Raw genomic sequence first — 26,417 nt, forward strand, 5'->3', positions numbered from 1 at the left:
GCTTATTCTCCTGCGTTCGATTGAGTACCCGTGCCGTCCGCCAGGAAGGCGTCGCGCAGTTCTGGGGGAATGGCCCGGGGTTTGAAAGTGTCGGCGCGCACGGCGGCCACCAGGAACTGCCCTTCGCAGAGCAGTGTTTCATCCTTTTCCCGCCAGACCTGCTGCACGAAGCGCAGGCTGGCGCGGTTCAATTCAAGCACTTGCGCGGTCACCCGCAATTGGTCGTCCAACCGCGCCGGCGCGTGATAACGCGCTTCGCTGGAATGGACCACGAACAACAGGTTCTGGCCGGCAAGCTCGGACTGGGAAAACCCCAGGTGCCGCAGCCGCTCGGTACGCGCCCGCTCCATGAATTTCAGATAGTTGACGTAATACACCACGCCACCGGCGTCGGTGTCCTCGTAATAGACGCGACAGCGGTGAGCGAACGGTTCCAGGCCATTTTGCGCGCGCATACTCTAGTGCTTACTCCTCAGCTTGCCAATCCGCCCTGGCAACTGTTTTTGCATCGATAATGTCTTATTGCCAGCGCGCCGAGAGCGTGCCAGCGGTAGGACCACGAAAACCATGATTCGATCTGTCATTCATCGGGATCGGAGAATTCTCCGCCTTCGGCGAAGCGCCCTGGAATGTTCAGGCCAAAATGCAGGTAGGCATGACGAGTGACCACGCGCCCGCGTGGCGTGCGCATGATGTAGCCCTGCTGGATCAGGTATGGCTCGAGCACGTCCTCGATGGTGTGTCGCTCCTCGCTGATGGCCGCGGCCAGGTTGTCGACCCCCACAGGGCCACCGTCGAACTTCTCGATCATGGTCAGCAGCAAACGGCGATCGGAGTGGTCGAAGCCACGTTCATCGACATCCAGCAGGTTCAGTGCCATGTCTGCCACGGCCTTGGTGATCTGCCCCTTGCCACGCACCTCGGCATAATCGCGCACGCGTCGCAGCAAGCGGTTGGCGATACGCGGCGTGCCGCGGGCACGACGGGCGATCTCGTAGGCCCCCTGGTCCTCGATGGACAACCCGAGGATGTTGGCCGAGCGGCTGACGATGGTCGCCAGATCCTTGTTGCTGTAGAACTCCAGGCGCTGGACGATGCCGAAGCGGTCGCGCAGCGGGTTGGTCAGCATGCCAGCACGGGTAGTGGCACCGACCAGGGTGAACGGTGGCAGGTCGAGCTTGATTGAACGCGCCGCCGGGCCCTCGCCGATCATGATGTCCAGCTGGAAGTCCTCCATCGCTGGATAGAGCACCTCCTCGACGACCGGCGACAGCCGATGAATCTCGTCGATGAACAGCACGTCATGGGGCTCCAGGTTGGTCAACATCGCGGCCAGGTCGCCCGGACGTTCCAGGATGGGCCCCGAAGTACTCTTGACCGACACGCCCATTTCCTGGGCGATGATGTTGGCTAGGGTGGTCTTGCCCAAGCCCGGCGGGCCGAAGATCAAGGTATGATCGAGGGATTCGTTGCGACCGCGGGCCGCCTGGATGAACAATGCCATCTGCTCGCGCACCACCGGCTGGCCGATGTACTCGTCCAGGCTCAGAGGGCGGATCGCACGATCCTGGATTTCTTCGCGGTCGCGGCCACTGGCGGCGATCAGTCGGTCGGTTTCGATCACTTGGCGATCATTCCTTTAAGGCTGCGGCGAATCAGCTCCTCGCTGCTCAGACCGCTCTTGCCCTCGATGGCCGCCACCGCCTTGCTGGCCTCCTGGGGCTTGTAGCCCAGGGAAATCAAGGCGCTGACCGCATCGGCCTCCGCATTGGAGGCGCTGCTTACGGGCATTGGACCATCAGAGACAAGGGTGAACATTGCGGGGGAGGTTTCCCACGCCTTGAAGCGATCCTTGAGCTCCACCAGCAGGCGTTCGGCGGTCTTCTTGCCAACCCCTGGTACACGCACCAACGCCGAGGCGTCCTGGGCCTGTACACAGCGCACCAACTCATCGACCTCTAGGCCCGACATCAGCGCCAGGGCGAGCTTCGGCCCTACCCCATTGAGGCGGATGAGCTCGCGAAACAGTTCACGCTCGCGCTTTTCGGCAAAGCCATAGAGTAGATGGGCATCCTCACGCACCACCAGATGGGTGTGCAGGGTGACCGGCTCACCGACTTTCGGCAACCGGTACAAGGTAGTCATTGGCACCTCCAGCTCATAGCCCAGGCCATTGACATCGACTATCAGGTGCGGCGGCTGTTTTTCCGCCAGGGTGCCGCGCAAACGTCCAATCACGTTCCGATCCTTTCCTTCGGGTGCCGGCCAGAAACCGGTCCACCCTATCAGCAAATGCAGTGGGAGACTGTTCCCCCCACACAAAATATGTATCAGCGCATGAAGCGGCTACAGACGCAAGCGTCCACCGCGTCGCCGGGCTGTGGTCAATCCATGAGGGATGAGGCTGGAGCGGGTATGGGCATGACACAGCGCAATGGCCAGGGCGTCGGAGGCATCCACCTGCGGCTTTTGCGTCAGCTTCAACAGGTGCATGACCATCAGCATCACCTGCTCCTTGTTGGCGCCACCAGTCCCGGCAACGGCCTGCTTGACCTGACTGGCACTGTATTCGGCAATTTCAAGACCCGCCTCGGCGGCCGCGACGATCGCCGCGCCTCGAGCCTGCCCGAGCTTGAGAGCCGAATCGGCGTTGCGCGCCATGAATACCCGCTCGATGCCCATGGTCACCGGCCCGTGCTGGCGGATGATCTCACTCACCCCACGGAACACGATCTGCAGCCGCTCGTGCAATTCGCCACTGCCTGTGCGGATACAGCCAGACGCCACATACTCGCAGCCGCGGGCCGTCTGACGCACCACACCGAAACCTGTGATGCGCGAACCGGGGTCGATACCAAGAATCAGAGTCATAGGGCCTGTCATTGAAAGGTGGCATGTTTGCGAACTGCATCGGCCCTTTCGCGGGTAAACCCGCTCCCACCGGCATGGCACCGGTCTTGATTGCGGAGCCATGCCGGTGGGAGCGGGTTTATCCACAAAGCCCGTACAGGCGCTGACAAGCTTACAGAGCTGGTAGGGGTCGCCCGAACACCTTAGGCGAGCTTCTCCATGATCTCGTCGGAAATTTCGGCGTTGGAGTAGACGTTTTGCACATCGTCCAGATCTTCGAGCATGTCGATCAGCTTGAGCACTTTCTCCGCCCCCTCCTGATCCAGCTCGGCACTGGTGGTCGGCTGCATCACGATCTCCGCGTCGGCGGCCTTGAAGCCGGCTTCTTCCAGGGCGTTACGCACGGCATAGAAGCTATTGAACGAAGTGAAGACATCGAAGGAGCCATCGTCATTGGCGACCACATCGTCGGCATCAGCCTCCATGGCGGCTTCCATGAGGGTGTCTTCGTCCAGGCCCGGAGCAAAGCTGATCTGTCCCTTGCGCTCGAACAGATAGGCAACGGAACCGTCGGTACCGAGGTTGCCGCCACACTTGGTGAATGCATGGCGTACAGCCGCTGCGGTGCGGTTGCGGTTGTCGGTCATGGCCTCGACCATGATCGCCACGCCACCAGGACCGTAGCCTTCGTAGCTCAGCTCCTCGACATTGTCGCTTTCGTTGGTGCCCGCACCACGCGCCACGGCGCGGTCGATAATGTCGCGGCTCATGTTGGCACCCAGGGCCTTGTCCAGGGCCAGGCGCAAACGCGGGTTGGAAGCCGGGTCAGGCCCACCCTGCTTGGCTGCGACAGTCAGTTCGCGGATCCACTTGGTGAAGATCTTGCCTCTCTTGGCATCCTGGCGCTCTTTGCGGTGCTTGATGTTTGCCCACTTGGAATGACCAGCCATAACGACTCCGAATCCTTGAAACAGAAACAGGTTCCGCCCCGAAGGGCGGAACGCGAGAAAACTGCGCCGAAGCGCGTGGGCGCTTCCGCCAGGGAAGCACCCAGGTCGATTACTCGACCTTGGTCTGCTCACGCAGACGGATGTGCAGCTCGCGCAGGGCCTTGGCATCCACCAGACCTGGAGCCTGGGTCATGACGCACGCGGCACTCTGGGTTTTCGGGAACGCGATCACTTCACGGATCGACTGGGCGCCGGTCATCAGCATGACCAGGCGGTCCAAGCCGAAGGCCAGGCCACCGTGAGGTGGTGCACCGAACTTCAGGGCGTCGAGCAGGAAGCCGAACTTCTCCTGCTGCTCTTCGGCACCGATGCCCAGCAGACGGAAGACCGCCTGTTGCATTTCCTTGCGGTGGATACGGATCGAGCCGCCACCGAGCTCAGTGCCGTTGAGGACCATGTCATAGGCACGCGACAGCGCGACACCCGGGTTGGCCTCGAGCTCTTCAGGCGAGCACTTGGGCGCGGTGAACGGGTGGTGCAGCGCGCTGAAGCTGCCATCGTCGTTTTCTTCGAACATCGGGAAGTCGACAACCCACATCGGTGCCCACTCGCAGGTCAGCAGCTCGAAGTCGTGGCCCAGGCGGATACGCAGCGCGCCCAAGGCTTCGCTGACGATCTTGGCCTTGTCGGCGCCGAAGAAGACGATGTCACCATCGACGGCGCCAACGCGATCAAGGATCACGTTCAGGTTGGCTTCAGGGATGTTCTTGACGATCGGCGACTGCAGACCCTCGACGCCCTTGGCGCGCTCGTTGACCTTGATGTAGGCCAGGCCCTTGGCGCCGTAGATGCCGACGAACTTGGTGTATTCGTCGATGCGGCTGCGCGGCATGCTGGCTCCGCCCGGCAGACGCAGAGCGGTGACGCGGCACTTCGGATCGTTGGCCGGGCCTGCAAAGACCTTGAAATCCACGTCCTTGAGTTGGTCGGCAACATCGACCAGTTCCAGCGGAATACGCAGGTCAGGCTTGTCGGAACCGTAGCGACGCATGGCCTCTTCGTAGGTCATGTGCGGGAATTCGCCGAACTCCAGGTCCAGGACTTCCTTGAACAGCTTGCGGATCATGCCTTCGGTCAGGCCCATGATCTCGGCTTCGTCGAGGAAGCTGGTCTCGATGTCGATCTGGGTGAATTCCGGCTGACGGTCGGCACGCAGGTCCTCGTCACGGAAGCACTTGGCGATCTGGTAGTAGCGATCGAAGCCGGCGACCATCAGCAACTGCTTGAACAGCTGCGGCGACTGCGGCAGGGCGAAGAAGCTGCCAGCGTGGGTACGGCTCGGGACCAGATAGTCGCGCGCGCCTTCCGGCGTGGCGCGGGTCAGGATCGGCGTCTCGACGTCGAGGAAGCCGTTCTCGTCCAGGTAGCGACGGATGCTGCTGGTGATGCGCGAGCGCAGACGCAGCTTGTCGGCCATTTCCGGGCGGCGCAGGTCGATGAAACGGTAGCGCAGGCGGGTTTCCTCGCCCACATCGGAATATTCGTTCAGCGGGAAGGGTGGGGTTTCCGCCTCGTTGAGCACCTTGAGCTCATAGCCCAGCACTTCGATACCGCCGGACGCCATGTTCGGGTTGACCGCGCCAGCCGGGCGCAGGCGCACCTTGCCGGTGATCTGCACGACATACTCGCTGCGCACACGGTCGGCAGCGGCGAAAGTCTCGGCGCGATCCGGGTCGAATACGACCTGGGCCATGCCTTCGCGGTCACGGATATCGAGGAAGATCACCCCGCCGTGGTCGCGGCGACGATGGACCCAGCCGCAAAGGGTGACTTCCTGGCCGTCCAGGCTCTCGTTCAGTTGGCCGCAATAATGGCTGCGCATCATGATGGTGGTTTCGCTTCTCGTGATTCGTGTATTCGGTGGAGGTCTTGGCCGCCCAAGGGGCTAATACTGCAAGACCCGGTCACTGCAATTCAACTCAGTCGGCCTTGTCGCCGCCTGCCAGGTTCTTCTTCGCCCCGGTCTTGAAATCGGTCTCGTACCAGCCGTTGCCGCTCAGGCGGAAACCGGGCACCGACAACAGCTTCTTCAGGGCTGGAGCCTGGCACGCCGGGCAGTCGGTCAGTGGTGCGGCGCTGATCTTCTGCAATACCTCCATCCTGTGATCGCAGGACGCACATTGATAGTCATAAAGGGGCATGGGGGTGTCTCTCGTCAACCACAACGCTGCCGGGGCAGTAAAAGGCGGGATTATATATGGTTAAGAAGAGCTGCGCAGCCCGCCCGGCGATCAGCGTACTCAGGGTGGATCGAGCAGCCAGGCCACGCAGATCACCCGAATCAGCCCACTGAAGTTGCGAACCCCACCGTGACGCAAGTGGACCTCCCGATCCACGTAGGACAGCACGGCGCTTACCGTGCACTGGTTGGCCTGGGCGATGCGCTCGAGAATACGCCAGTAGACCACCTCCAGCCGCAGGCAGGTGGCAAAGCCATTGAGCCGGACCGAGCGGGAGACCGGTCGAACCTGCATCATGTCAAAATCTGCCCGAAACGGGTCAATGCACTGCTTGCCCGGCCATTTTCCCTGGCAAGCGCCTCGCCTGCCTTGTTGCGTCATTTCCACCACACCACTCCATTGTCTGGAAAAATCCCCTCGCACCCATGCACGACCGGGCAGATCAATAAAGCGCTGTGAGGGCCTTCAAAGCAGTGGCAAAACCTTCCGGGCGAAACAAAAGGCCCGCACCTGGACAGGGTCGGGCCGATAGAGCCTACAAACTAAAGATCACTTTTCCTCCAGCAATACCCGCAGCATCCAGGCGGTTTTTTCATGGATCTGCATGCGCTGGGTCAGCAGGTCGGCGGTCGGCTCATCGCTGACCTTGTCGACGACCGGGAAAATGCTACGCGCCGTGCGTACCACTGCCTCCTGCCCCTGAACCAACTGACGGATCATCTCTTCGGCGGGCGGCACGCCTTCTTCTTCCTTGATTGACGAGTGACGCGCATAGAAGGCATAGGACCCTGGTGCCGGGAAGCCCAGCGCACGAATGCGCTCGGCGATCGAGTCGACCGCCAGGGCCAGCTCGTTGTACTGCTCTTCGAACATCAGGTGCAGGGTGCGGAACGCAGGGCCGGTGACGTTCCAGTGAAAGTTATGGGTTTTCAGATACAGCACATAGGTATCCGATAACAGGCGGGAAAGCCCATCGACGATGGACTTGCGATCTTCTTCATTGATACCGATATCGATTGCCATGAAGCTCCCCTTTCCATAAGGCTTGGTCATCAAGCGGGCACCCCAAACTGTATCAGACCCACCCGCTCCTGCCCGTGACACAGGACAAGCCGTCGCCCCACGGTTTGAGAACCCCCTGCCTTTGCTGTTAAATAGGCACCGTGCCACCCGTGCGGACAGTCATTGCCGGGTGCATAGGCTGGCCAGTTGCGTGATCGCGCCTTGTATCTGCGCACCGCACGTCCAGCTCTTCCTGTGATCGGCCTTATCAATGTGAGCCCACTCAAATGTTCAAGATCGTCCATCTGGTGACGGGCGTAGCAGCTTTGCTGCTGTCGCTCATACCCAGCCTGAAAACCGATGCAACCCCGTTCCTGGAGCAACCTGAAGCCGTCTACCTGGCGTTGCTCGGCCTGCTCAACCTGCTGCTGGCACCTGCGCTGCCGCTCTACTACAAAGGCGCCCGCCAACAGCTGCAATCGCTGGCGTGCGCCTTGCTGGTGCTGGCGGTGATCCTGCAGACCATCACCCTGCTGGCACGCCCAGAGCTGGGCGACCTGCCAGCCTTGCTCTGCGCCACCTTGGCCGTAGCACTGCACCTTGGCACAGGCTTCGCCCGCAGCTTCAAAAAGCCCCGCGCCAGCCAAGGCACCCCACAAGATGCGGGCAAACGTGATACCGGCACAGTGAAGTGGTTCAACACCTCCAAGGGCTTCGGCTTTATCTCTCGCGATTCGGGCGACGACATTTTCGTGCATTTCCGCGCGATCCGTGGCGAGGGCCACCGCGTTCTGGTCGAAGGCCAGCGCGTTGAGTTTTCAGTGATGCACCGCGACAAAGGCCTGCAGGCTGAAGATGTGGTCGCGGTTTCCCGCCGCTGACCCGACGGACCCTGGCGCAGCGGATTCCACCGCGCCAGGGTCGCCTTCCTTAATAATGAGGCGGCGGCGCCTGCTCCCCCTCGCCACCGTACTGCCCCACCACTTCCTCGTAACGCTTGATCAGCTCAGCCATCTGCAGCTGCAGGCGCTCGATCACCCGCCCCTGCTCGACCAACACATCGTTCAGCGCTTGAATGGTGTCGTCCTGAAACGCCTGACGGCTTTCCAGCTCGATGACTCGCGATTCCAACGACATAGCCTCAAACCTCCCGGAAGTCATCATTCAACAGCACCCGCAAACGCTGACGGATCGAGTCGATCTGATCGGCTGTGTATTCGATGGCAGGCACCCGCCCCCACACTGGCGCGGGCCAGGCCGCGTCGTCACGTCGACGCACGATTACATGCATGTGCAGTTGACTGACCACGTTGCCCAACGTCGCGACGTTGAGCTTGTCGGCAGCGAAACTGTCCTTGAGTGTCTCGGCCAGGTAGGTGGTTTCCTTCCAGAGCTGCTGCTGGTCGGCTTCGCTCAACTGGAACAGTTCGCTGATATCGGCGCGCCGCGGCACCAGGATGAACCAGGGGTAGTTGGCATCCTTACTCAACAGCAAGCGACACAACGGAAAATCTCCCAACACCAGGGAATCCTGCTGCAAACGCGAATCCAGAACGAACACGGCATACCTCCTCAAGACGAAACGACCCGGCCAAAGCGCGGGCGAGATGGGCGAAGGATACCTTGCTTCAACACCGCCAGCATGAAATGCCACCGGGCAGTACTGCGTTTTTCGGCCAGAAGCGCACTTGTATGCACAACCCGGTAACACTGCGCTACTTTTCGCACCAAAAAAGAGCCCGCCAGCGCAACACACCCACTGCTTTGTGCGCGGATTAACAGTTTCCGGTAACACCTTGACTTTTAAGGTAGCTTTTCCCCCGCAAGCGCCGCTACGTTTTGGCACACCATCAGACGCTTTTCGCCCCGTATTTACGGACCTTTTCCGCCCCTGCCAGAGGAACTGTGAAAAATTCATGAACAAATCGTGATTTTGAGCACGCTTGTTGCATTCCCATCCGACCAAGTCTCGAGGCACCTCGGTGCACGGGACAAATAAAAAAGCGGCAGGGATACCCAGGTTGTTCCACCAGCCAGGTGTGTTTACAGAATTGTTACAGCGCTGGCGTTATACGCCCCGAAACTGGGCGTAATTTGCGACATGGAAATAGCCAAACGCGACATGTTGAAAAAGTTCCCTAAAGGTTGTTTTTTCAGTGTCGCCAAGAAGAGTCAGCGTGATATACATTTTCGCCGACATAACAAGAAAGAGCTCGCCCTATAACTAAAAGACCAGGGTGTAGCGGTACTTCCTAAAAACCAAAGGAGCAAATCACGATGCGCGTGATGAAGTGGAGCATGATCGCCCTGGCCGTTGCGGCAGGGACCTCGCAGTTGGCAGTGGCCTCTTCGCAGGACGAAGCCAAGGGCTTTGTCGACGACAGCAAACTGACCGTCAAGATGCGTAACCTGTACTTCAGCCGTGACCGCCGCGACAGCGAGTCGGCAGCGAACAAGGCTGCGGGTCTGCGCCATGACGTGCGCGAATGGGGCCAAGGCTTCGTCGGCACCTTCGAGTCGGGCTTCACCCAAGGAACCGTCGGCGTGGGCGTCGATGCCATCGGCATGCTGGGCATCAAGCTCGACAGCGGCCGCGGCTATTCGGGCTCGGGCCTGTTCCCAACCGGTTCCGATGATCGCTCCCAGGACGAATACTCCAAAGGTGGCGGCGCGGTTAAGTTCCGCGTTTCCGACACCGTACTGAAAGTCGGTGACCAGTTCACCGCCATGCCGGTCTTCGCGACCGACGACAGCCGCCTGCTGCCCGAAGTCGCCCAAGGCGCCTTGATCACCAGCAACGAAATCAAAGGCCTGACCCTGCAAGCCGGTCACTTCACCAGCATCACCGCCCAGGCAGCCACCTACCACGACAGCATCAACGATGGCGTTGGTGACGGCCAGGGCTTTGGCCTGACCAAGGCCGATGTCGTTGGCGGCACTTATGCCTTCACCGACAACCTGAGCAGCAGCCTCTACTATTCTCGAGTCGAGGACTACTGGCGCAAATACTACGGCAACCTGAACTGGGCGCTGCCGATCTCCGACTCGCAAGGCCTGGTGTTCGACTTCAACATCTATGACACCAAGAGTATTGGCGATGCGATTTATCGCTCCGGCTTCACCCGTGATGGCGACAAGCTCGACAACCGTGCCTACAGCCTCTCCGGTGCCTACAATATTGGCGCGCATACCTTCACCCTGGCCTACCAGAAGATCAGCGGCGACGGCGAATACGCCTACGGCATCGACGGCGGCGGCTCTATCTTCCTGGCCAACTCCGTTGCCCGTTCCGACTTCAACGCCGAAGACGAGAAGTCCTGGCAGGCTCGCTACGACCTGAACTTCGCCGAGTACGGCGTCCCAGGCCTGACCTTCATGGTCAACTACGTCCGCGGCACCGACGCGAACGTTGGCGATACCAGCAACGCCAAAGAATGGGAACGCGACGTTTCCGTCAAGTACGTGCTGCAGGAAGGCCCTGCCAAGGACCTGAGCTTCCGCGTCCGCCAGGCGACCTACCGCTCCTCCGACAAGATCTCCTCCGGCTCGCTGGACGAACTGCGTCTGATCGTCGAGTACCCGCTGAGCATCCTGTAAGCCCCCGGCTTGCATTTGCCCCGCACCGAAAAAGCCCGGCGATCACGCCGGGCTTTTTCTTGGCTGACAAGCGCCCCGCCCTGGGGCATCCTGTACGCCTTCGCTCCGCCCCCGTACAATGCGGGGTCATTTCAACGTCTTAGGCAATCGACACGGCCCACCATGCGTACCAGTCAATATTTGCTCGCCACCCAGAAAGAAACCCCTGCCGATGCAGTGGTCATCAGCCACCAGCTCATGCTGCGCGCCGGCATGATCCGCAAGCTGGCCTCCGGCCTGTACACCTGGCTGCCGATGGGCCTGCGGGTGATGCGCAAGGTCGAAGCCGTGGTCCGCGAGGAAATGAACGCCGCTGGCGCCCTGGAAGTGCTAATGCCCAGCATCCAGCCCGCCGAGCTGTGGCAGGAGTCCGGCCGCTGGGAACAATACGGCCCTGAGCTGCTGCGCCTGAAAGACCGCCATGACCGCGACTTCTGCGTTGGCCCAACTCACGAAGAAGTCATCACTGACCTGGCACGCAACGAGCTGTCCAGCTATAAACAGCTGCCGCTGAACATGTACCAGATCCAGACCAAGTTCCGTGACGAAATCCGCCCGCGCTTCGGCCTGATGCGCGGCCGCGAGTTCATCATGAAGGACGCCTACTCCTTCCATGCCGACCAGGCTTCCCTGCAGGAAACCTACGACCGCATGCACCAGGCGTACACAAACATCTTCACCCGCCTGGGCCTGGACTTCCGTCCTGTGCAGGCAGACACCGGCTCCATCGGCGGTAGCTATTCCCATGAATTCCACGTCTTGGCCGAGTCCGGCGAAGACGATGTGATCTTCAGCGACAGCTCCGACTACGCCGCCAACATCGAGAAGGCCGAAGCCATCCCGCGCGAAACCGTGCGCCCAGCCCCTACCGAGGAGCTGCGCCTGGTCGACACCCCGGATGCCAAGACCATCGCTCAACTGGTCGAGAACTACGGCCTGCCGATCGAAAAGACCGTCAAGACCCTGATCGTGCGTGGCGCAGAGGAAGGCAAGCTGGTCGCCCTCGTGGTCCGTGGCGACCATGAGCTGAACGAAATCAAAGCCGCCAAGCTCGAACAGGTCGCCGACCCACTGGTCATGGCCACCGACGCCGAGCTGCGCGCCGCCATCGGTGCCGGCGCAGGCTCCCTGGGCCCGCTGAACCTGCCACTCGAATGCATCATCGACCGCTCGGTCGCCCTGATGAGCGACTTCGGCATCGGCGCCAACATCGACGACAAGCACTACTTCGGCGTCAACTGGGAACGTGACTTGCCGGTTCCTCAGGTCGCCGACCTGCGTAACGTAGTCGAGGGCGACCCGAGCCCGGACGGCCAGGGAACCCTGGTCATCAAGCGCGGCATCGAAGTCGGTCACATCTTCCAGCTCGGCACCAAGTACAGCGAGGCGCTCAAGTGCCAGGTGCTGGGCGAAAACGGCAAGCCAGTGACCCTGTCCATGGGCTGCTATGGCATCGGCGTATCCCGCGTGGTCGCCGCCGCCATCGAGCAGAGCTATGACGACAAGGGCATCATCTGGAACGATGCCCTGGCGCCCTTCCAGATCGCCCTGGTACCGCTGCGCTACGAAACCGATGCTGTCCGCGAGGCCACTGACAAGCTGTATGCCGAATTGACCGCCGCCGGTTACGAAGTCCTGCTGGACGACCGCGACAAGAAGACCAGCCCTGGCATCAAGTTCGCTGATATGGAACTGATCGGTATCCCTCACCGCATCGTGGTCAGCGACCGCGGCCTGGCCGAGGGTAACCTGGAGTACAAGCACCGTACCGAGCAAGAGGCCCAGCCTCTGGCACTCAACGAAGTGCTGACCTTCCTGCAAGCCCGCATCCGTCGCTGATAGCCCAATGCACGAGTGATCATGTCCAGAAGCACCTTTACCCTGGGGGGCGCCGCACTGTGCGGCGCCCTGCTCGTCAGCGGCTGCGCCAACCAGATGTCCCAGCGCAGCGAGCATGAGGAGCGCGCCGAGCGCAAGCTGCTCGAACATACTCTGCAAATCGACGTGGGCGAGCCCAAGGTGATGGAGCTTCCCCAGCGGCGCGTACGCATTCACGAACAGAAGCGCTTCGAAGTCACCGAGTTCGAAGTCACCCGCCGTTACGACCGCTACACCCCTTACCAACCCTGGCGAGAGATCTATGAGATTCCCCTGGGTGCGGTGGCCGTGGTGGCCGGTGTCGGCGCCAACGTGATCAACGTGTTCGCCCTGGGCAATCTACCGGACAGCGTTACCCATGATTGGCTCAGTTACGGGCTGGCCGGGATCAACCCGTTCATGAACGCGCCGTCCAATGGTCGTGCACAGCAGAACCTGGCGGGGATCAGCGAAGTGCAGAAGGACAAGCGCGAGGAGTACACCAGCCTGCCTTGGAGCGAACGCCTGGTCGAGGTCAAGGCTGGCAAGCTGACCCACGAACTGACCACCGACCATAACGGCGTGTTGCGCCTGAACCTGCTCGACAGCCCCTTCTCCGAGCAGAACCTCAACCACATCGGCACCCTGCACCTGCATGTAGCCGACGAGGACAATGGTGTACGCGGCGATGCCAGCCTGCTGGTCAGCAGCAACCTGCGCAGCAAGCTGCTCGAAGCCCACGAGTTGATCTTCGATGACCTCGAAGGCGACGATGTCGGCCAATGGGTGCATCGGGTCAAGCGCTTGTCGGAGCTGGGCTTGGAAGAAGAAGCCAGCGAGCTGGAGCAAAGCCTGATCGAGCTGACCCGCAACGATCCGGAGCTGCAACGGGACTTCCTGCAAGCACTGACCAAGGACACCGGGCGACTGGTTGCCGACCCTGGGGTACAGTAAACCCGGCGGGGCTGCCTCGCGGCCCCTCCCCTTCACTCACTGCGGCGGGAAGAGCTCCAACTGCTCATGCGCCCCACGCAGATCTCGCAGTCGCACCCCCACGCCCAAAAGCCGCACTGGTTTGCCGCCCCTGGCAAATGCCTGGCTTAGCAACTCACGATAGCTCTCCAGATCACGACCAGCCCCTGCCTGTTCCAGGGTCGTCTGGCTGAAGTCATGAAACTTCACCTTCACGAACGGTTTGTCTGGCCGGTAGCTGCTGTCCATGCGAGCAATGCGCGCGTTCAGGCTATCGAGCAGTTCGGGCAGTTTCTGCAGGCAGCTCGCCAAGTCCGGCAAGTCGGTATCGTAGGTATTTTCAACACTTACAGACTGACGCCGGCTGTCATTTTGTACGACTCGTTCATCTATCCCCCGCGCCAGCCCCCATAACCGCTCACCAAAACTGCCGAACTCTCGCACCAGGGCCAAACGCGACCATTCGCGCAGCTCTAGGCACGTTTCGATACCCAGGCGTGCCAGTTTGTCCGCGGTGACCTTGCCTACGCCATGCAGCCTTGCGACCGGCAAGGCTGCGACGAACGCTTCCACCTGATCGGGAGTGATCACGAACAAACCATTGGGCTTGCGCCAGTCGCTGGCGATCTTGGCCAAAAACTTGTTAGGCGCCACGCCAGCCGAAACAGTGATGTGCAGAGTCCTAGCGACTCGCCTGCGAATGTCTTCGGCAATACGCGTGGCGCTGCCGGCGAACCATTGGCTGTCGCTGACATCCAGGTAGGCCTCGTCCAGCGACAGCGGCTCGATCAGGTCGGTGTAGTCGCGAAAAATAGCGTGGATTTCCCGAGAGGCCTCGCGATAAGCCTCGAAACGCGGCTTCACGATCAACAGATCTGGGCAGAGCTTGAGCGCATGACGCGACGACATGGCCGATCGCACGCCATAGGCACGCGCCTCATAATTGCAGGTCGCGATCACCCCGCGCTGCTCAGGCGCCCCGCCCACGGCCATCGGGCGCCCCGCCAAACGCGGGTCGTCGCGCATTTCGATTGCGGCGTAGAAGCAATCGCAGTCGATGTGGATGATCTTGCGCAAGGACATGGATGACCGTCAGCACTGTAAATTCATACAGATACTACCGGCGAGTCGCCATGTGTTCCAGAGCCGCCCTGTCGGAAAGCCGTCCAATCCGATGCAAGCCCCGCCGTTGCTGAGCTGCAGCCTTTGTTCAAACGCTAAGAGATTGAACAAAAAAGGGTTTTTCCGAAATAGCGCTTGACATGGCTGGGGATTTCCGTAGAATTCGATCTCACAGGCGCGGGATGGAGCAGCCTGGTAGCTCGTCGGGCTCATAACCCGAAGGTCGTCGGTTCAAATCCGGCTCCCGCAACCAGATTCAGAAAAAGGCCACTGTCGATACAGTGGCCTTTTTTCTTGCCTTTGAAAAAATCTACGAAAAATCAAAGAGTAATGCTTGACAGCCACTCGGAATTCCGTAGAATGCGCATCCACTGACGCGGGATGGAGCAGCCTGGTAGCTCGTCGGGCTCATAACCCGAAGGTCGTCGGTTCAAATCCGGCTCCCGCAACCATATTCGTCAGAACAAACCCCGCCTGCTAACGCAGTGCGGGGTTTGTTGCTTTTGACCTCGTGAATACTCCTCCGCTTCGCCTGCTCAGGTGAGCCTCTCCGGATGAACTATCTTTAACCCTGCCAATCCGCTGAAAGCGGGCCGGGCAGGAGTAATATCTGGATACGTTTTCCGAAGGGACTTTCACTTGGCCGCACCTCTGCCCAACCTCGCGCTCCTGGCCCGAGGTTACCCATGACCTCACACGACTCCGAACCTCAGGTGTCCCTCGCCACCGCGCTTCCCACCGCTGCCCGCCGTCTGCCCTGGCTGGAGCGGCTGAGTCGGTATCGCCAACCCTTGGGGCTGGCCTTGACGCTGCTGCTGTTCAGCATGGCTTTGATCGCCTGCCGGCACTTGCTGAGTGAACTGGACATCTATGCCCTGCACGACGCCATGCTCAGCGTGCCAACACAGTCTCTGGCGGGCGCCTTGCTGGCGACGGTCGTGGGCTTTGTGACCTTGCTGGGCTATGAATGGTCCGCCAGCCGTTACGCTGCGGTTCAGCTACCGGCCCGCACACTGGCATTGGGCGGTTTCAGCGCCTTTGCCATTGGCAACGCGGTCGGGCTGTCGATCCTGTCCGGTGGCTCGGTACGCTATCGACTGTATGCGCGCCACGGTCTAGGCGCCGCTGAAATCGCGCGCATGACCGTGTTCGCCAGCCTGTCCCTGGGCTGCGCCCTCCCCCCTCTGGCAGCGCTAGCAACATTGAGCAACCTGCCCGGAGCCACTACCGCCCTGCGCCTGCCTACCCCCTTGCTGGCCAGCATCGCCGTGGCAGTGCTGGCACTGACGGCCGTGCTGGTGATCGGCCTCTATCGACGCCGCCTCGACGAGCAACCTCTGGCTGACAGCCTGCTGGTGCAATTTGGACGGCGCACCCTGCGATTACCAGGCGCCCGCTTGGCCGCCCTGCAGTTGCTGATCACCGCCCTGGACGTCGCCGCCGCCGCTACCGTGCTTTATCTACTGCTGCCCGAAGCCCCACCTTTCGGCGCCTTCGTTCTGGTCTACCTGCTCGCCCTGGCTGCCGGTGTGCTCAGCCATGTACCAGGTGGCGTGGGGGTGTTCGAAGCCATTCTCCTGGCCGCCTTCGCCAATCAACTGGGCGCCGCGCCACTGGCAGCCGCCTTGCTGTTGTATCGCCTGATCTATGTGGTCCTGCCCTTGCTGGTGGCCTGTGTGCTGCTGCTGGCAAGCGAAGCCCGCCGCCTGCTGTTCGCCCGCCAGGCGATCAACGCAGCCGCTGGGCTTGCTGCACCGGTGCTGGCAATCCTGGTGTTTCTATCCGGCGTCGTGCTGTTGTTCTCCGGGGCCACGCCCGAGATCGACACGCGCCTTGAGCACATGGGCTTTCTGGTGCCCCATCGCCTGATCGATGCTTCGCATTTTGGCGCCAGCCTAATCGGGGTGCTGTGTCTGCTGCTGGCTCAAGGGCTACGCCGGCGACTATCGGCCGCCTGGCTGCTGACCACCGTCCTGCTGCTGGTAGGCGCGCTGCTGTCGTTGCTGAAGGGTTTCGATTGGGAAGAGGCCAGCGTGCTGATCTTCACAGTGGCGCTGCTGGCCTTGTTCCGTCGCTCGTTCTATCGCCCAAGCCGGTTGCTGGAGCTGCCCTTCTCGCCGGTGTACCTGGTGGCAAGCGTTTGTGTGGTCGGCGCCTCGGTCTGGCTGCTGTTGTTCGCCTACCAGGATGTGCCGTACAGCCACGAACTGTGGTGGCAGTTCACCCTCGATGCCGACGCTCCACGCGGCCTGCGCGCCGCCATGGGCAGTGCAGTGCTGCTGGTGGTCGTCGCGCTGACCTGGCTGCTGCGCACCGCACGGCCCGTGATCCACCTGCCCAACGATGAGGAACTGCAACAGGCCAAGCGCATCCTGATGGCTTCCGACCAACCCGACGGTGGCCTGGCGCTCACCGGCGACAAAGCCTTGCTGTTCCATCCCAATCACAAGGCCTTCCTTATGTATGCCCGTCGCGGCCGCAGCCTGGTCGCCCTGTACGACCCGATCGGCCCCGCTCAGGAACGCGCCGAGATGATCTGGCAATTCCGTGATCTTTGCGATCTGCACCACGCCCGCCCGGTGTTCTATCAAGTCCGCGCGGAGAATCTGCCGTTCTACATGGATATCGGCCTGACCGCACTCAAGCTCGGCGAAGAAGCGCGGGTGGACTTGCGCCGTTTCGACCTCGAAGCCAAGGGCAAGGAGATGAAAGACCTGCGCTATACCTGGAACCGCGGCGGCCGTGACGGGCTGACCCTGGAGATCCATGAGCCAGGCGATGCCCCGCTGGAGGCACTCAAGGAAATTTCCGACGCCTGGCTCGGTGGCAAGAACGTACGTGAAAAAGGCTTCTCCCTCGGTCGCTTCAGCCCCGAGTACCTGCAGCATTTCCGTGTCGCGTTGATCCGCTTCCAGGGCCTGCCGGTGGCCTTTGCCAACCTGCTGGAAACCCAGGGCAAAGAGCTTGCGAGCCTGGACCTGATGCGCGCCCACCCGCAAGCGCCCAAGCTGACCATGGAGTTCATGATGATCGGCTTGATCCTGCACTACAAAAACCACGATTACGCCCGCTTCAGCCTCGGGATGGTGCCGCTCTCCGGCCTTCAGCCCCGACGCGGCGCCCCCCTGACCCAGCGCCTGGGTTCGATGGTGTTCCAGCGCGGCGAGCAGTTGTACAACTTCCAGGGACTACGTCGCTTCAAGGACAAGTTCCAACCGGATTGGGAACCCCGCTACATGGCTGTGCCGGCCGGGCTCGACCCGTTGGTGGCACTGGCCGATACCGCCGCCCTGATCGCAGGCGGCCTGACTGGATTGGTGAAACGTTGATGATCCGACGCTATTGGCTTTACCTGACCGGCGCCCTGCTTCTGGCCTTGCTGGCCGGTGCCGCAGCCTTCTGGCTGTGGACCCGCCCAGCGCCCGAGGCCCGCCTGGAACATCTGACCCTGGCCGATGGCAGCAGCCTGGTCCGCGCCATCCCGGGCGTACACGCCAAGGCCCACGTGGCCATCGCTGTACCCCAGGATCAGGCGCTCAGCGACAAACAATTGCTGGACCTGAGCCAGGCCGGCGAGGCCCAGCTGGTCCAGGTGCTCCTGCCGCCTGGCGACTGCGTCAAGCAGCAGCGCGCATTGGACCAAGCCATGGGCGAGCTGGCCGCGCCGCCGAACCTGGTGGCCGGTATTGGCCCCGGCGCCGCCCAGGCCTGGCGCTGGCTGGCCACCCAGAGCGATGACAAGGCCCGCGCTATCTCCGTGGACTTCACCCTCGAACAACCCGGTTGCCAGCCCCTGCCCAAGTCCGCCGCCCATGGCCATTGGAACGTGGCGTGGAATGACAACCCCGACGATGCCAGTGCCGCATTTGTACGCGACCAGTCGAATGCCGAGACCAGCATCGCCGACTACGACATTCACCTGCCCCAGGTGCTAAAAGCTCAACTGACCCAGGCCCTGGTCGGCAAGGACGGCAATGCCCTGAGCATTCCGGTGGTAGAGGTCCCTGCCGGGCAGACCACCGACACCGTCACCCTGTTCCTCTCCGGGGACGGCGGCTGGCGTGACCTGGATCGCGACGTCGCCGGCGAAATGGCCAAGCTCGGCTACCCGGTCGTAGGGATCGATACGCTGCGCTACTACTGGCAGCACAAGACGCCGGAGCAGAGCGCCGCCGATCTTTCTGAGCTGATGCAGCACTATCGCCAGAAATGGGGTACCAAGCGCTTCGTGCTCACCGGCTACTCATTCGGCGCCGACGTGCTGCCGGCGATCTACAACCGCCTGCCGGATGAAGACAAACAGCGGATCGATGCCGTGATCTTGCTGGCGTTTGCCCGCAGCGGCAGCTTCGAGATCGAGGTCGAGGGCTGGCTGGGCAAGGAAGGTCAGGAAGCCCCGACCGGCCCGGAAATGGCCAAGCTGCCGGCGCCCAAGGTGGTGTGTGTCTATGGCGTCGAGGAGACCGACGAAAGTGGATGTACCGACAAGACCGCAGTCGGTGAACGCCTGAAGCTGCCTGGCGGGCATCACTTCGACGAGAACTATCCGGCCCTGGCCAAGCGCCTGATCAGCGAGATCGAGACGCGCCAGGGGAAGTCCAGCGTGGCGGAACAGAACTGAAATAAACCTGCGGGCCGCTTCGGACAGCTGATCACGGGCTTGCCCTGCGATCAGCTGTACCAATGCCCATGGGGAATCAGATCTCGACCTGCGTTCCCAATTCGATCACCCGGTTCAGCGGCAGGTTGAAGAACCGCAGGTTACCGTTGGCATTCTTGAGCAGAAACGCGAACAGGTTGCCACGCCACCGCGCCATGCCCTCCAGGCGCGAGGCAATCACTGTCTCGCGGCTGAGGAAGTAGGTGGTGCGCATCGGACTGAAATCGAGCCCGTCCAGGTGGCACAACTTCAGCGCCGCCGGCACGTCCGGTTCATCCATGAAGCCAAAGTGCAGCAACACGCGGAAGAACCCATCGCCATAGGCCTCCACTTCAAAGCGCTCGTGTTCCGGCACCCGAGGCCGGTCCTCACTGACTACCGTCAACAGCACCACCTGACTGTGCAGCACCTGGTTATGCAACATGTTGTGCAACAGCGCATGGGGCACAGCGTCCGCCCGCGCGGTAAGAAACACCGCCGTGCCCTCGACGCGATGCGGCGGCTGTACGCGGATACTGCTGATGAACACGGGCAGCGGCAGGGCTCCCTCGTCGATACGGTCCACCAGAATCTGCTTACCGCGCTTCCAGGTACTCATCAGGACGAACAGCACGATCCCCGCCAGCACAGGGAACGCGCCGCCCTGCACGATCTTCGGCACGTTGGCGGCGAAGAACAATCCATCGACAAACAAGAAGCCCAACAGAATCGGCACGGCCAGCACCGGTGGCCACTTCCACAGCAGCAGCATCACTGCCGACACCAGGATGGTGGTCATCAGCATGGTGCCGGTCACCGCAACGCCATAGGCTGCGGCCAACGCGCCGGACGACTCGAAGCCGATCACCAGCAGCACGACGCCGACCATCAAGGTCCAGTTCACCGCACTGATGTAGATCTGCCCTTGCTCGTCGCTGGAGGTGTGCTGGATCTGCATCCGCGGGATGTAACCGAGCTGGATGGCCTGGCGGGTCAGGGAAAAGGCCCCGGAAATCACCGCCTGGGAAGCGATCACAGTCGCCAGCGTGGCCAGTCCCACCAGCGGCAACAGTGCCCAGCTCGGCGCCAGCAGGTAGAAGGGGTTGCGCGCCGCTTCAGGGTTTTGCAGCAGCATCGCGCCCTGCCCGAAATAGTTGAGCACCAAGGCGGGCAGCACGAGTGCGAACCAGGCTCGGGCGATCGGTTTGCGGCCAAAGTGCCCCATGTCGGCGTACAGCGCCTCGGCACCGGTCAGCGCCAGTACCACCGCCCCGAGGATCGCCACGCCCATGCCCGGGTGAACAATGAAGAAGTTCAGCGCCCAACCCGGATTGAACGCCTTGAGCACTTCCGGGCTCTGCGCGATGCCATGCACCCCGAGCGCCCCCAGCACCACGAACCAGGTGACCATGATCGGCCCGAACAGCTTGCCGATTTTCTCGGTGCCATGCTTCTGTACCAGGAACAATGCCACCAGCACCACCAGCGAGACCGGCACCACCCAATGATCGATTCCGTCGAAGGCAAGCCCCATGCCCTCAACCGCCGAAAGCACCGACACCGCCGGGGTGATCATGCTGTCACCGTAGAACAACGAGGCACCGACCAGACCGCAACCGACCATCAGCGCCCTGAGCTTCGGGTAATTGGCTGTGGCCCGGCGCGCCAGCGCGGTCAACGCCATGGTGCCGCCCTCCCCCTGGTTGTCGGCACGCAGGATGAACATCACGTATTTGAACGAAACCACCCACAACAGCGACCACAGAATCAGCGACAGGATGCCCAATACGCCATCATGGTTGACCTGTACCCCATACCCCCCAGTGAAGACTTCTTTGAGGGTATACAGCGGGCTGGTACCGATATCGCCATACACCACCCCAACAGCTGCTACGAGCAGGCCCAGCGAGCGTGTCGCCCCCTGCCCACCTTCGGCGTGACTGCTTGCCTGAACCATCGACCACTCCCGCAGAAGGCCTTCTAGACCCATTTGAATTGCACCCGCGCCGAGCCATCCCGGATGCCCCCGCGCAACGGCGCGAAGCATAGCGCAGCGTTCGTCGTATTTCTGCTGGTAAAGCGACCTTGCGCTCGCTAGAATTGCGCACTTTTTGATCAGAGGCGCCAAAAGCGCCCATCAGTATCGCCCCCGTCAGCGGCCGGGCGATCTGTCTTCAATACCGAGGTTAGCCATGTCCACCACTCCCGCCACCCCGAAGGTCGGTTTCGTCAGCCTGGGTTGCCCCAAGGCGCTCGTTGACTCCGAGCGCATCCTGACCCAGCTGCGCATGGAAGGCTATGAAGTCGTGCCTACCTACGAGGACGCCGACGTGGTGGTGGTCAACACCTGCGGCTTCATCGACAGCGCCAAGGCCGAATCCCTGGAAGTGATCGGCGAGGCGATCAAGGAAAACGGCAAGGTCATCGTCACCGGTTGCATGGGTGTCGAGGAAGGCAACATCCGCGACGTGCACCCGAGCGTGCTGTCGGTCAGCGGCCCGCAGCAGTACGAGCAGGTGGTCAATGCCGTACACGAAGTGGTTCCACCGCGTCAGGACCACAACCCGCTGATCGATCTGGTCCCGCCCCAGGGCGTCAAGCTGACCCCGCGTCACTACGCCTACCTGAAGATTTCCGAAGGCTGCAACCACAGCTGCAGCTTCTGCATCATCCCGTCGATGCGCGGCAAGCTGGTCAGCCGCCCGGTCGGCGAAGTGCTGAGCGAGGCCGAGCGCCTGGTCAAGGCCGGCGTCAAGGAGATCCTGGTGATCTCCCAGGACACCAGCGCCTACGGTGTGGACGTCAAGTACAAGACCGATTTCTGGAACGGTCGCCCGGTCAAGACCCGCATGCTCGAGTTGTGCGAGGCCCTGAGCAGCCTCGGCGCCTGGGTGCGCCTGCACTATGTCTACCCATACCCGAACGTCGACGACGTGATTCCTCTGATGGCCGCCGGCAAGATCCTGCCGTACCTGGATATCCCCTTCCAACACGCCAGCCCCAAGGTGCTCAAGGCCATGAAGCGTCCGGCCTTCGAGGACCGCACCCTGGCCCGCATCAAGAGCTGGCGCGAGCAGTGCCCTGAGCTGGTGATCCGCTCGACCTTCATCGTCGGCTTCCCCGGCGAAACCGAAGAAGACTTCCAGTACCTGCTCGACTGGCTGACCGAAGCCCAGCTCGATCGCGTCGGTTGCTTCCAGTACTCGCCGGTCGAAGGCGCCCCGGCCAACGACCTGGGCTTGGAAGAAGTCCCGGACGAAGTCAAGCAGGAGCGCTGGGACCGCTTCATGGCACATCAGCAGGCCATCAGCGCCGCACGCCTGCAACTGCGTATCGGCAAGGAAATCGACGTGCTGATCGACGAAGTCGAGGAGCAAGGTTCGGTTGGCCGCAGCTTCTTCGATGCCCCCGAAATCGACGGCAGCGTGTTCATCGATGGCGATCACGGCTTCAAGCCAGGCGACAAAGTGCGCTGCCGCATCGTCGATGCCGATGAGTACGACATGTGGGCAGAGCCCATCTGAGCACTCCCGGACGCCCCCCAATCAAGCCCCGCCACTGGCGGGGCTTTTTTTTGCATCTATGTTTTCCTCAGGACCCAGCAGGAGCAACGCGATGCAACCGGCACTGACGCTTCAAACGCCAAATGTGAGCGACTACCCGGAACTGGTACGGATCTGGGAGGCCTCCGTGCGCGCCACCCACGACTTCATGCCCGATGCCTATATCGTGCTACTGCGCGAACATGTGCTGCGCCGCTATCTGGATGCCGTGATGCTGGTCTGCTGCAGAGACAGCACCCGACGCATCCGTGGCTTCGCCGGCGTCGCCAATGGCCGGGTTGACATGCTCTTCGTCGCCCCCGAGTACCGTGGCCAGGGCATCGGCAAACGGCTGTTGCGCTATGCGATCGACGAACTCAATGCCGAGCGCCTGGATGTCAACGAGCAAAACCCCCAGGCCCTGGGGTTCTACCTGCATGAAGGGTTCGAAGTCACCGGGCGTTCGGAAACCGATGGGCTAGGTCAACCTTATCCCTTACTGCACATGACACTGATTCGCACAGGCTCTTGAGCTTTGGATGCAGGATGCCGTACGCCCCTCCTGAAATGGCGTAAATGACATAGATTCCCAGCCCCAAGATCGTCCAGACAGGTACAATGACGGCCTTCCCTGCCTCATTTTGCGAATTGCCTTCATGTCAGAACCCGTGCGCCTCTCCAAACGCCTTATCGAGCAACTCGGTTGCTCCCGCCGTGAGGCCGAGCTGTACATCGAGGGCGGCTGGGTCACGGTGGATGGCGTCGTGGTCGAGCAACCCCACTACAAGGTCGGGGCCGAGCCGGTTGCACTGCTACCGGGAGCACGCGCCGAGCAACTGCCACCGGTCACGCTCCTGCTCAACCAAACGGCCGGTCAGAATGCCGAGACAGGTCGCAGCAGCATGACCATGGCTACCCTCAGCGAAGCCCATCCACCCTCGGTGCGCCCGCTGCATGGTCACTTCGCCAGGTTGTCCTGTGTCGCCCCCCTGGAACCCGGCGCAACCGGTATGCAGCTCTACACCCAGGACTGGCGAGTCACCCGCAAGCTCGAGGCCGATCTGCATCGGATGGAGCAGGAGTACATCGTCCAGGTCGAAGGCCAGGCGTCGGCAGAGGCCTTGCAGCGCCTTGCCCGTGGCATTACCCGCAGTGGCCAGGAGCTGCCCAAGGCCAAGGCCAGTTGGCAGAACGAAAGCCATCTACGCCTGGCCCTGAAGAATCCACGGCCCGGGCAGATCGGCGCCTTGTGCGCCGCCCTTGGGCTCAAGGTGCTGGGTATGCGCCGTATCCGCCTGGGCGGAGTGTCCATGGGCAAGCTGCCCGCCGGGCAGTGGCGCTACCTGGCGTCCAACGAACGCTTCTAGGCCCTGTATGCCATGTATCGGCACCCGGCCACACTGCCCCTAGCATTATCGCCACGCCACTGCTGGCGTGGCGCCTGAACAGGATTTGTCACCATGAACCACAACGATGTCCTGCGCAGCCTGCGCTACATGCTCAAGGTCAGCGACGCCCAAATGGCCGAGATCATTGGGCTGACCGGCCTCGAAGTTTCCGCCGAAGCGGTCGCCACCTATCTGAAGAAAGAAGATGAAGCCGGCTACGTGCGTTGCCCGGAGCGGGTCATGGCGCATTTTCTCGACGGTTTGGTGATTCACCGTCGAGGCCGCGATGACAGCCGCCCGGCGCAACCGATCGAAGTACCGGTGAGCAACAACACCATCCTCAAGAAGTTGCGTGTGGCCTTCGAGCTCAAGGAAGAAGACCTGCATGTGATTCTGAAGTCGGTCAACTTCCCGGTGTCCAAACCCGAACTCAGCGCGCTGTTCCGCAAAGTCGGCCATGACAACTACCGACCTTGTGGCGACCAACTGCTGCGCAACTTCCTCAAGGGCCTGACCCTGCGTGTGCGTGGCTGAGCACGATGCGACATACGGTCTCACCGGTCGGCATCGTCCGCTCATGCTTCAAGGAGAAGTTCGCCATACCTCGCCAGCCGCAGCTGGCGCCCGCCGCACGTGGCGTGCTGGAGCTGCTGCCCCCGTTCGACCAGGGTGATGCCGTCGCCGGGCTCGAACAGGTCAGTCATGTCTGGCTGTTGTTCCTATTCCACCAGGCTCTGGAGGACAAGCCCCGCCTGAAGGTGCGCCCGCCGCGCCTGGGGGGCAACAAGAGTATGGGCGTGTTCGCCACCCGCGCCACTCACCGACCCAATGGTATCGGCCAGTCAGTGGTGCGCCTGGAGGGTGTCGAGGCAGGTCGTCTGCTGCTGTCGGGGATCGACCTGCTCGACGGGACGCCGGTGCTGGACATCAAGCCCTATGTGCCGTACGCCGACAGCATCGGTGATGCAACCAACCAGATGGCCAGCGATGCGCCTGAACCTATTGCCGTGACCTGGAGCGAGGCCGCCCTGCCCCAGGCCCATACACATGCCTTGCGTCTTCGAGAGCCATTGGTCGAGCTGATCGAGCAGTGCCTGGCGCAGGACCCACGCCCGGCTTACCAGGTACCGCCAGCTGATCGGGTGTATGGGGTGAAGTTCTGGGATGTCCAGGTGCGCTGGCACTACCCGCAGCCAGACCAGATCCGTGTTCTGGAAGTCGTACCGGAGGTTTGAGTCTTCCGGAAAATTCAAGGCGGTGCAGTCGCCGCCGCATTGTCCGGCGCTTGGCACCATTACGCGCCCGTCGCAGGCTTTGCCAACTTTTACAATGTGCGGTACCGTTTTTCGGACATAAAAAAACGCAGGCCTTGGCCTGCGTTTTTGCGTTGTGCGATTCGCCTTACTTTTCGACGAAAGCACGCTCGATCAGGTAGTCACCCGGCTCACGCATGCGTGGGGAGATCTTCAGACCAAAGCTGTCGAGGACCTCGGCGGTTTCGTCGAGCATGCTCGGGCTACCGCAGATCATGGCGCGATCGTCCTGCGGATTGATAGGTGGCAGGCCGATGTCGCTGAACAGCTTGCCGCTACGCATCAGGTCGGTCAGACGCCCCTGATTCTCGAACGGCTCGCGGGTCACGGTCGGGTAGTAGATCAGCTTGTCGCGAACCGCCTCGCCGAAGAACTCGTTCTGCGGCAGGTGCTCGGTGATGAACTCACGGTAGGCCACTTCGTTGACGTAGCGCACGCCGTGAACCAAGATCACTTTTTCGAAGCGCTCGTAGGTTTCCGGATCCTGGATGACGCTCATGAACGGCGCCAGGCCAGTGCCGGTGCTCAGCAGGTACAGGTGCTTGCCCGGGTTCAGGTCGTCGAGGACCAGGGTACCGGTGGGCTTCTTGCTGATGATGATCTCGTCACCTTCCTTCAGGTGCTGCAGCTGAGAGGTCAGCGGGCCATCCGGCACCTTGATGCTGAAGAACTCGAGATGCTCTTCCCAGTTAGGCGAAGCGATGGAATAGGCGCGCATGAGCGGACGGCCGTTGTCCTGTTGCAGGCCGATCATCACGAACTGACCGTTCTCGAAGCGCAGGCCCGGATCACGGGTGCACTTGAAGCTGAACAGAGTGTCGTTCCAGTGGTGCACACTGAGGACACGTTCGTGGTTCATGTTGCTCATCGATGGGGCTCCTGAAGAAAGACGCGGCGCGGACCTAG

25 protein-coding genes and 2 tRNA genes are annotated in these 26,417 nt (G+C 61.7%); 13 read left to right on the plus strand and 14 right to left on the minus strand.

The features are described from left to right. Nucleotides 1-2 precede the first annotated feature (2 nt). The 9 genes from ybgC to ABOA88_RS15370 form a co-directional block, all read right to left on the minus strand. Complete coding sequence (ybgC, locus tag ABOA88_RS15330) at nucleotides 3-455, minus strand: tol-pal system-associated acyl-CoA thioesterase (RefSeq protein ID WP_196162713.1); 453 nt, start codon at nucleotides 453-455, stop codon at nucleotides 3-5. 125 nt (nucleotides 456-580) lie between these two features. Next, a complete protein-coding gene (gene ruvB, locus ABOA88_RS15335) occupies nucleotides 581-1,624 on the minus strand; it encodes a Holliday junction branch migration DNA helicase RuvB (RefSeq protein WP_070094201.1) in 1,044 nt (347 codons plus the stop codon). Beyond that, the gene (gene ruvA / locus ABOA88_RS15340; protein ID WP_070094202.1) at nucleotides 1,621-2,238 is read right to left on the minus strand and encodes a Holliday junction branch migration protein RuvA; all 618 of its coding nucleotides are present in this window, start codon (nucleotides 2,236-2,238) and stop codon (nucleotides 1,621-1,623) included. Before ruvA ends, ruvB begins: the two co-directional genes overlap by 4 nt. Nucleotides 2,239-2,346: 108 nt before the next feature. Then, the gene (ruvC, locus tag ABOA88_RS15345) at nucleotides 2,347-2,871 is read right to left on the minus strand and encodes a crossover junction endodeoxyribonuclease RuvC (RefSeq protein ID WP_196167539.1); all 525 of its coding nucleotides are present in this window, start codon (nucleotides 2,869-2,871) and stop codon (nucleotides 2,347-2,349) included. A 182-nt stretch (nucleotides 2,872-3,053) separates the two neighbouring features. Further along, the gene (locus ABOA88_RS15350) at nucleotides 3,054-3,800 is read right to left on the minus strand and encodes a YebC/PmpR family DNA-binding transcriptional regulator (RefSeq protein ID WP_196167540.1); all 747 of its coding nucleotides are present in this window, start codon (nucleotides 3,798-3,800) and stop codon (nucleotides 3,054-3,056) included. Nucleotides 3,801-3,909: 109 nt separating this feature from the next. After that, entirely contained in the window at nucleotides 3,910-5,685 is a 1,776-nt protein-coding gene (aspS, locus tag ABOA88_RS15355; protein ID WP_196167541.1) for an aspartate--tRNA ligase, read from the minus strand. A gap of 94 nt (nucleotides 5,686-5,779) precedes the next feature. Further along, entirely contained in the window at nucleotides 5,780-6,001 is a 222-nt protein-coding gene (locus tag ABOA88_RS15360; protein WP_043209521.1) for an FmdB family zinc ribbon protein, read from the minus strand. Nucleotides 6,002-6,100: 99 nt separating this feature from the next. Then, nucleotides 6,101-6,421 (minus strand): ribbon-helix-helix domain-containing protein, encoded by a 321-nt coding sequence (locus tag ABOA88_RS15365; RefSeq protein WP_196167791.1) that lies wholly within the window; start codon nucleotides 6,419-6,421, stop codon nucleotides 6,101-6,103. A 168-nt stretch (nucleotides 6,422-6,589) separates the two neighbouring features. Continuing rightward, the gene (locus tag ABOA88_RS15370; protein ID WP_043209523.1) at nucleotides 6,590-7,063 is read right to left on the minus strand and encodes a Dps family protein; all 474 of its coding nucleotides are present in this window, start codon (nucleotides 7,061-7,063) and stop codon (nucleotides 6,590-6,592) included. A gap of 266 nt (nucleotides 7,064-7,329) precedes the next feature. On the opposite strand from ABOA88_RS15370, the gene ABOA88_RS15375 reads away from it, so the two are divergent. After that, nucleotides 7,330-7,923: a cold-shock protein gene (locus ABOA88_RS15375; RefSeq protein WP_196167542.1), complete on the plus strand. Its 594-nt coding sequence runs from the start codon at nucleotides 7,330-7,332 to the stop codon at nucleotides 7,921-7,923. A 49-nt stretch (nucleotides 7,924-7,972) separates the two neighbouring features. Here ABOA88_RS15375 and ABOA88_RS15380 read toward each other — a convergent pair whose 3' ends face one another. Beyond that, a complete protein-coding gene (locus ABOA88_RS15380) occupies nucleotides 7,973-8,179 on the minus strand; it encodes a SlyX family protein (protein ID WP_043209527.1) in 207 nt (68 codons plus the stop codon). Between the two features lie 4 nt (nucleotides 8,180-8,183). After that, complete coding sequence (locus ABOA88_RS15385) at nucleotides 8,184-8,603, minus strand: HIT family protein (protein ID WP_367851416.1); 420 nt, start codon at nucleotides 8,601-8,603, stop codon at nucleotides 8,184-8,186. A 716-nt stretch (nucleotides 8,604-9,319) separates the two neighbouring features. On the opposite strand from ABOA88_RS15385, the gene ABOA88_RS15390 reads away from it, so the two are divergent. The 3 genes from ABOA88_RS15390 to ABOA88_RS15400 all read left to right on the plus strand — a co-directional run bounded on the left by ABOA88_RS15390 (nucleotide 9,320) and on the right by ABOA88_RS15400 (nucleotide 13,489). Further along, the gene (locus ABOA88_RS15390) at nucleotides 9,320-10,639 is read left to right on the plus strand and encodes an OprD family porin (protein ID WP_196162718.1); all 1,320 of its coding nucleotides are present in this window, start codon (nucleotides 9,320-9,322) and stop codon (nucleotides 10,637-10,639) included. A 162-nt stretch (nucleotides 10,640-10,801) separates the two neighbouring features. Beyond that, entirely contained in the window at nucleotides 10,802-12,517 is a 1,716-nt protein-coding gene (locus tag ABOA88_RS15395; protein WP_196167545.1) for a proline--tRNA ligase, read from the plus strand. Between the two features lie 18 nt (nucleotides 12,518-12,535). Continuing rightward, complete coding sequence (locus ABOA88_RS15400) at nucleotides 12,536-13,489, plus strand: hypothetical protein (RefSeq protein WP_367851477.1); 954 nt, start codon at nucleotides 12,536-12,538, stop codon at nucleotides 13,487-13,489. 36 nt (nucleotides 13,490-13,525) lie between these two features. Here ABOA88_RS15400 and dinB read toward each other — a convergent pair whose 3' ends face one another. Beyond that, nucleotides 13,526-14,584 carry a DNA polymerase IV gene (gene dinB, locus ABOA88_RS15405; protein WP_367851478.1) on the minus strand — a complete coding sequence of 353 codons (1,059 nt, stop codon included), beginning with the start codon at nucleotides 14,582-14,584 and terminating at the stop codon, nucleotides 13,526-13,528. A 221-nt stretch (nucleotides 14,585-14,805) separates the two neighbouring features. Between dinB and ABOA88_RS15410 the strand changes: the two genes are divergently transcribed. The 4 genes from ABOA88_RS15410 to ABOA88_RS15425 all read left to right on the plus strand — a co-directional run bounded on the left by ABOA88_RS15410 (nucleotide 14,806) and on the right by ABOA88_RS15425 (nucleotide 19,250). Further along, nucleotides 14,806-14,882, plus strand: a tRNA-Met gene (locus ABOA88_RS15410). Between the two features lie 122 nt (nucleotides 14,883-15,004). Further along, nucleotides 15,005-15,081 (plus strand) — tRNA-Met (locus ABOA88_RS15415). A gap of 234 nt (nucleotides 15,082-15,315) precedes the next feature. After that, on the plus strand, nucleotides 15,316-17,958 hold the full coding sequence (mprF, locus tag ABOA88_RS15420; protein ID WP_367851417.1) for a bifunctional lysylphosphatidylglycerol flippase/synthetase MprF: 2,643 nt from the start codon (nucleotides 15,316-15,318) through the stop codon (nucleotides 17,956-17,958). Beyond that, nucleotides 17,958-19,250: a virulence factor family protein gene (locus ABOA88_RS15425; RefSeq protein ID WP_196167548.1), complete on the plus strand. Its 1,293-nt coding sequence runs from the start codon at nucleotides 17,958-17,960 to the stop codon at nucleotides 19,248-19,250. Before mprF ends, ABOA88_RS15425 begins: the two co-directional genes overlap by 1 nt. A 76-nt stretch (nucleotides 19,251-19,326) precedes the next feature. On the opposite strand, the gene ABOA88_RS15430 is transcribed toward ABOA88_RS15425, so the two are convergent. Beyond that, on the minus strand, nucleotides 19,327-21,225 hold the full coding sequence (locus ABOA88_RS15430; protein WP_196167549.1) for a potassium transporter Kup: 1,899 nt from the start codon (nucleotides 21,223-21,225) through the stop codon (nucleotides 19,327-19,329). 235 nt (nucleotides 21,226-21,460) lie between these two features. Here ABOA88_RS15430 and rimO point away from each other — a divergent pair, with 235 nt between their 5' ends. The 5 genes from rimO to tsaA all read left to right on the plus strand — a co-directional run bounded on the left by rimO (nucleotide 21,461) and on the right by tsaA (nucleotide 25,433). Then, entirely contained in the window at nucleotides 21,461-22,792 is a 1,332-nt protein-coding gene (gene rimO / locus ABOA88_RS15435) for a 30S ribosomal protein S12 methylthiotransferase RimO (protein ID WP_196167550.1), read from the plus strand. A 91-nt stretch (nucleotides 22,793-22,883) separates the two neighbouring features. Further along, nucleotides 22,884-23,342 carry a GNAT family N-acetyltransferase gene (locus tag ABOA88_RS15440; protein WP_196167551.1) on the plus strand — a complete coding sequence of 153 codons (459 nt, stop codon included), beginning with the start codon at nucleotides 22,884-22,886 and terminating at the stop codon, nucleotides 23,340-23,342. 124 nt (nucleotides 23,343-23,466) lie between these two features. Further along, nucleotides 23,467-24,177, plus strand: coding sequence for an rRNA pseudouridine synthase (locus ABOA88_RS15445; protein WP_196167552.1), 711 nt, complete (start codon nucleotides 23,467-23,469; stop codon nucleotides 24,175-24,177). Between the two features lie 93 nt (nucleotides 24,178-24,270). Continuing rightward, on the plus strand, nucleotides 24,271-24,732 hold the full coding sequence (locus tag ABOA88_RS15450) for a DUF1456 family protein (protein WP_070572307.1): 462 nt from the start codon (nucleotides 24,271-24,273) through the stop codon (nucleotides 24,730-24,732). Between the two features lie 5 nt (nucleotides 24,733-24,737). Continuing rightward, entirely contained in the window at nucleotides 24,738-25,433 is a 696-nt protein-coding gene (tsaA, locus tag ABOA88_RS15455; RefSeq protein ID WP_196167553.1) for a tRNA (N6-threonylcarbamoyladenosine(37)-N6)-methyltransferase TrmO, read from the plus strand. A 166-nt stretch (nucleotides 25,434-25,599) separates the two neighbouring features. Here tsaA and fpr read toward each other — a convergent pair whose 3' ends face one another. Further along, the gene (fpr, locus tag ABOA88_RS15460) at nucleotides 25,600-26,379 is read right to left on the minus strand and encodes a ferredoxin-NADP reductase (protein ID WP_043208743.1); all 780 of its coding nucleotides are present in this window, start codon (nucleotides 26,377-26,379) and stop codon (nucleotides 25,600-25,602) included. Nucleotides 26,380-26,417: the final 38 nt, after the last annotated feature.

The sequence above is a fragment of the Pseudomonas sp. PKS genome (genome assembly GCF_051913525.1).
Classification (GTDB): domain Bacteria; phylum Pseudomonadota; class Gammaproteobacteria; order Pseudomonadales; family Pseudomonadaceae; genus Aquipseudomonas; species Aquipseudomonas guariconensis_D.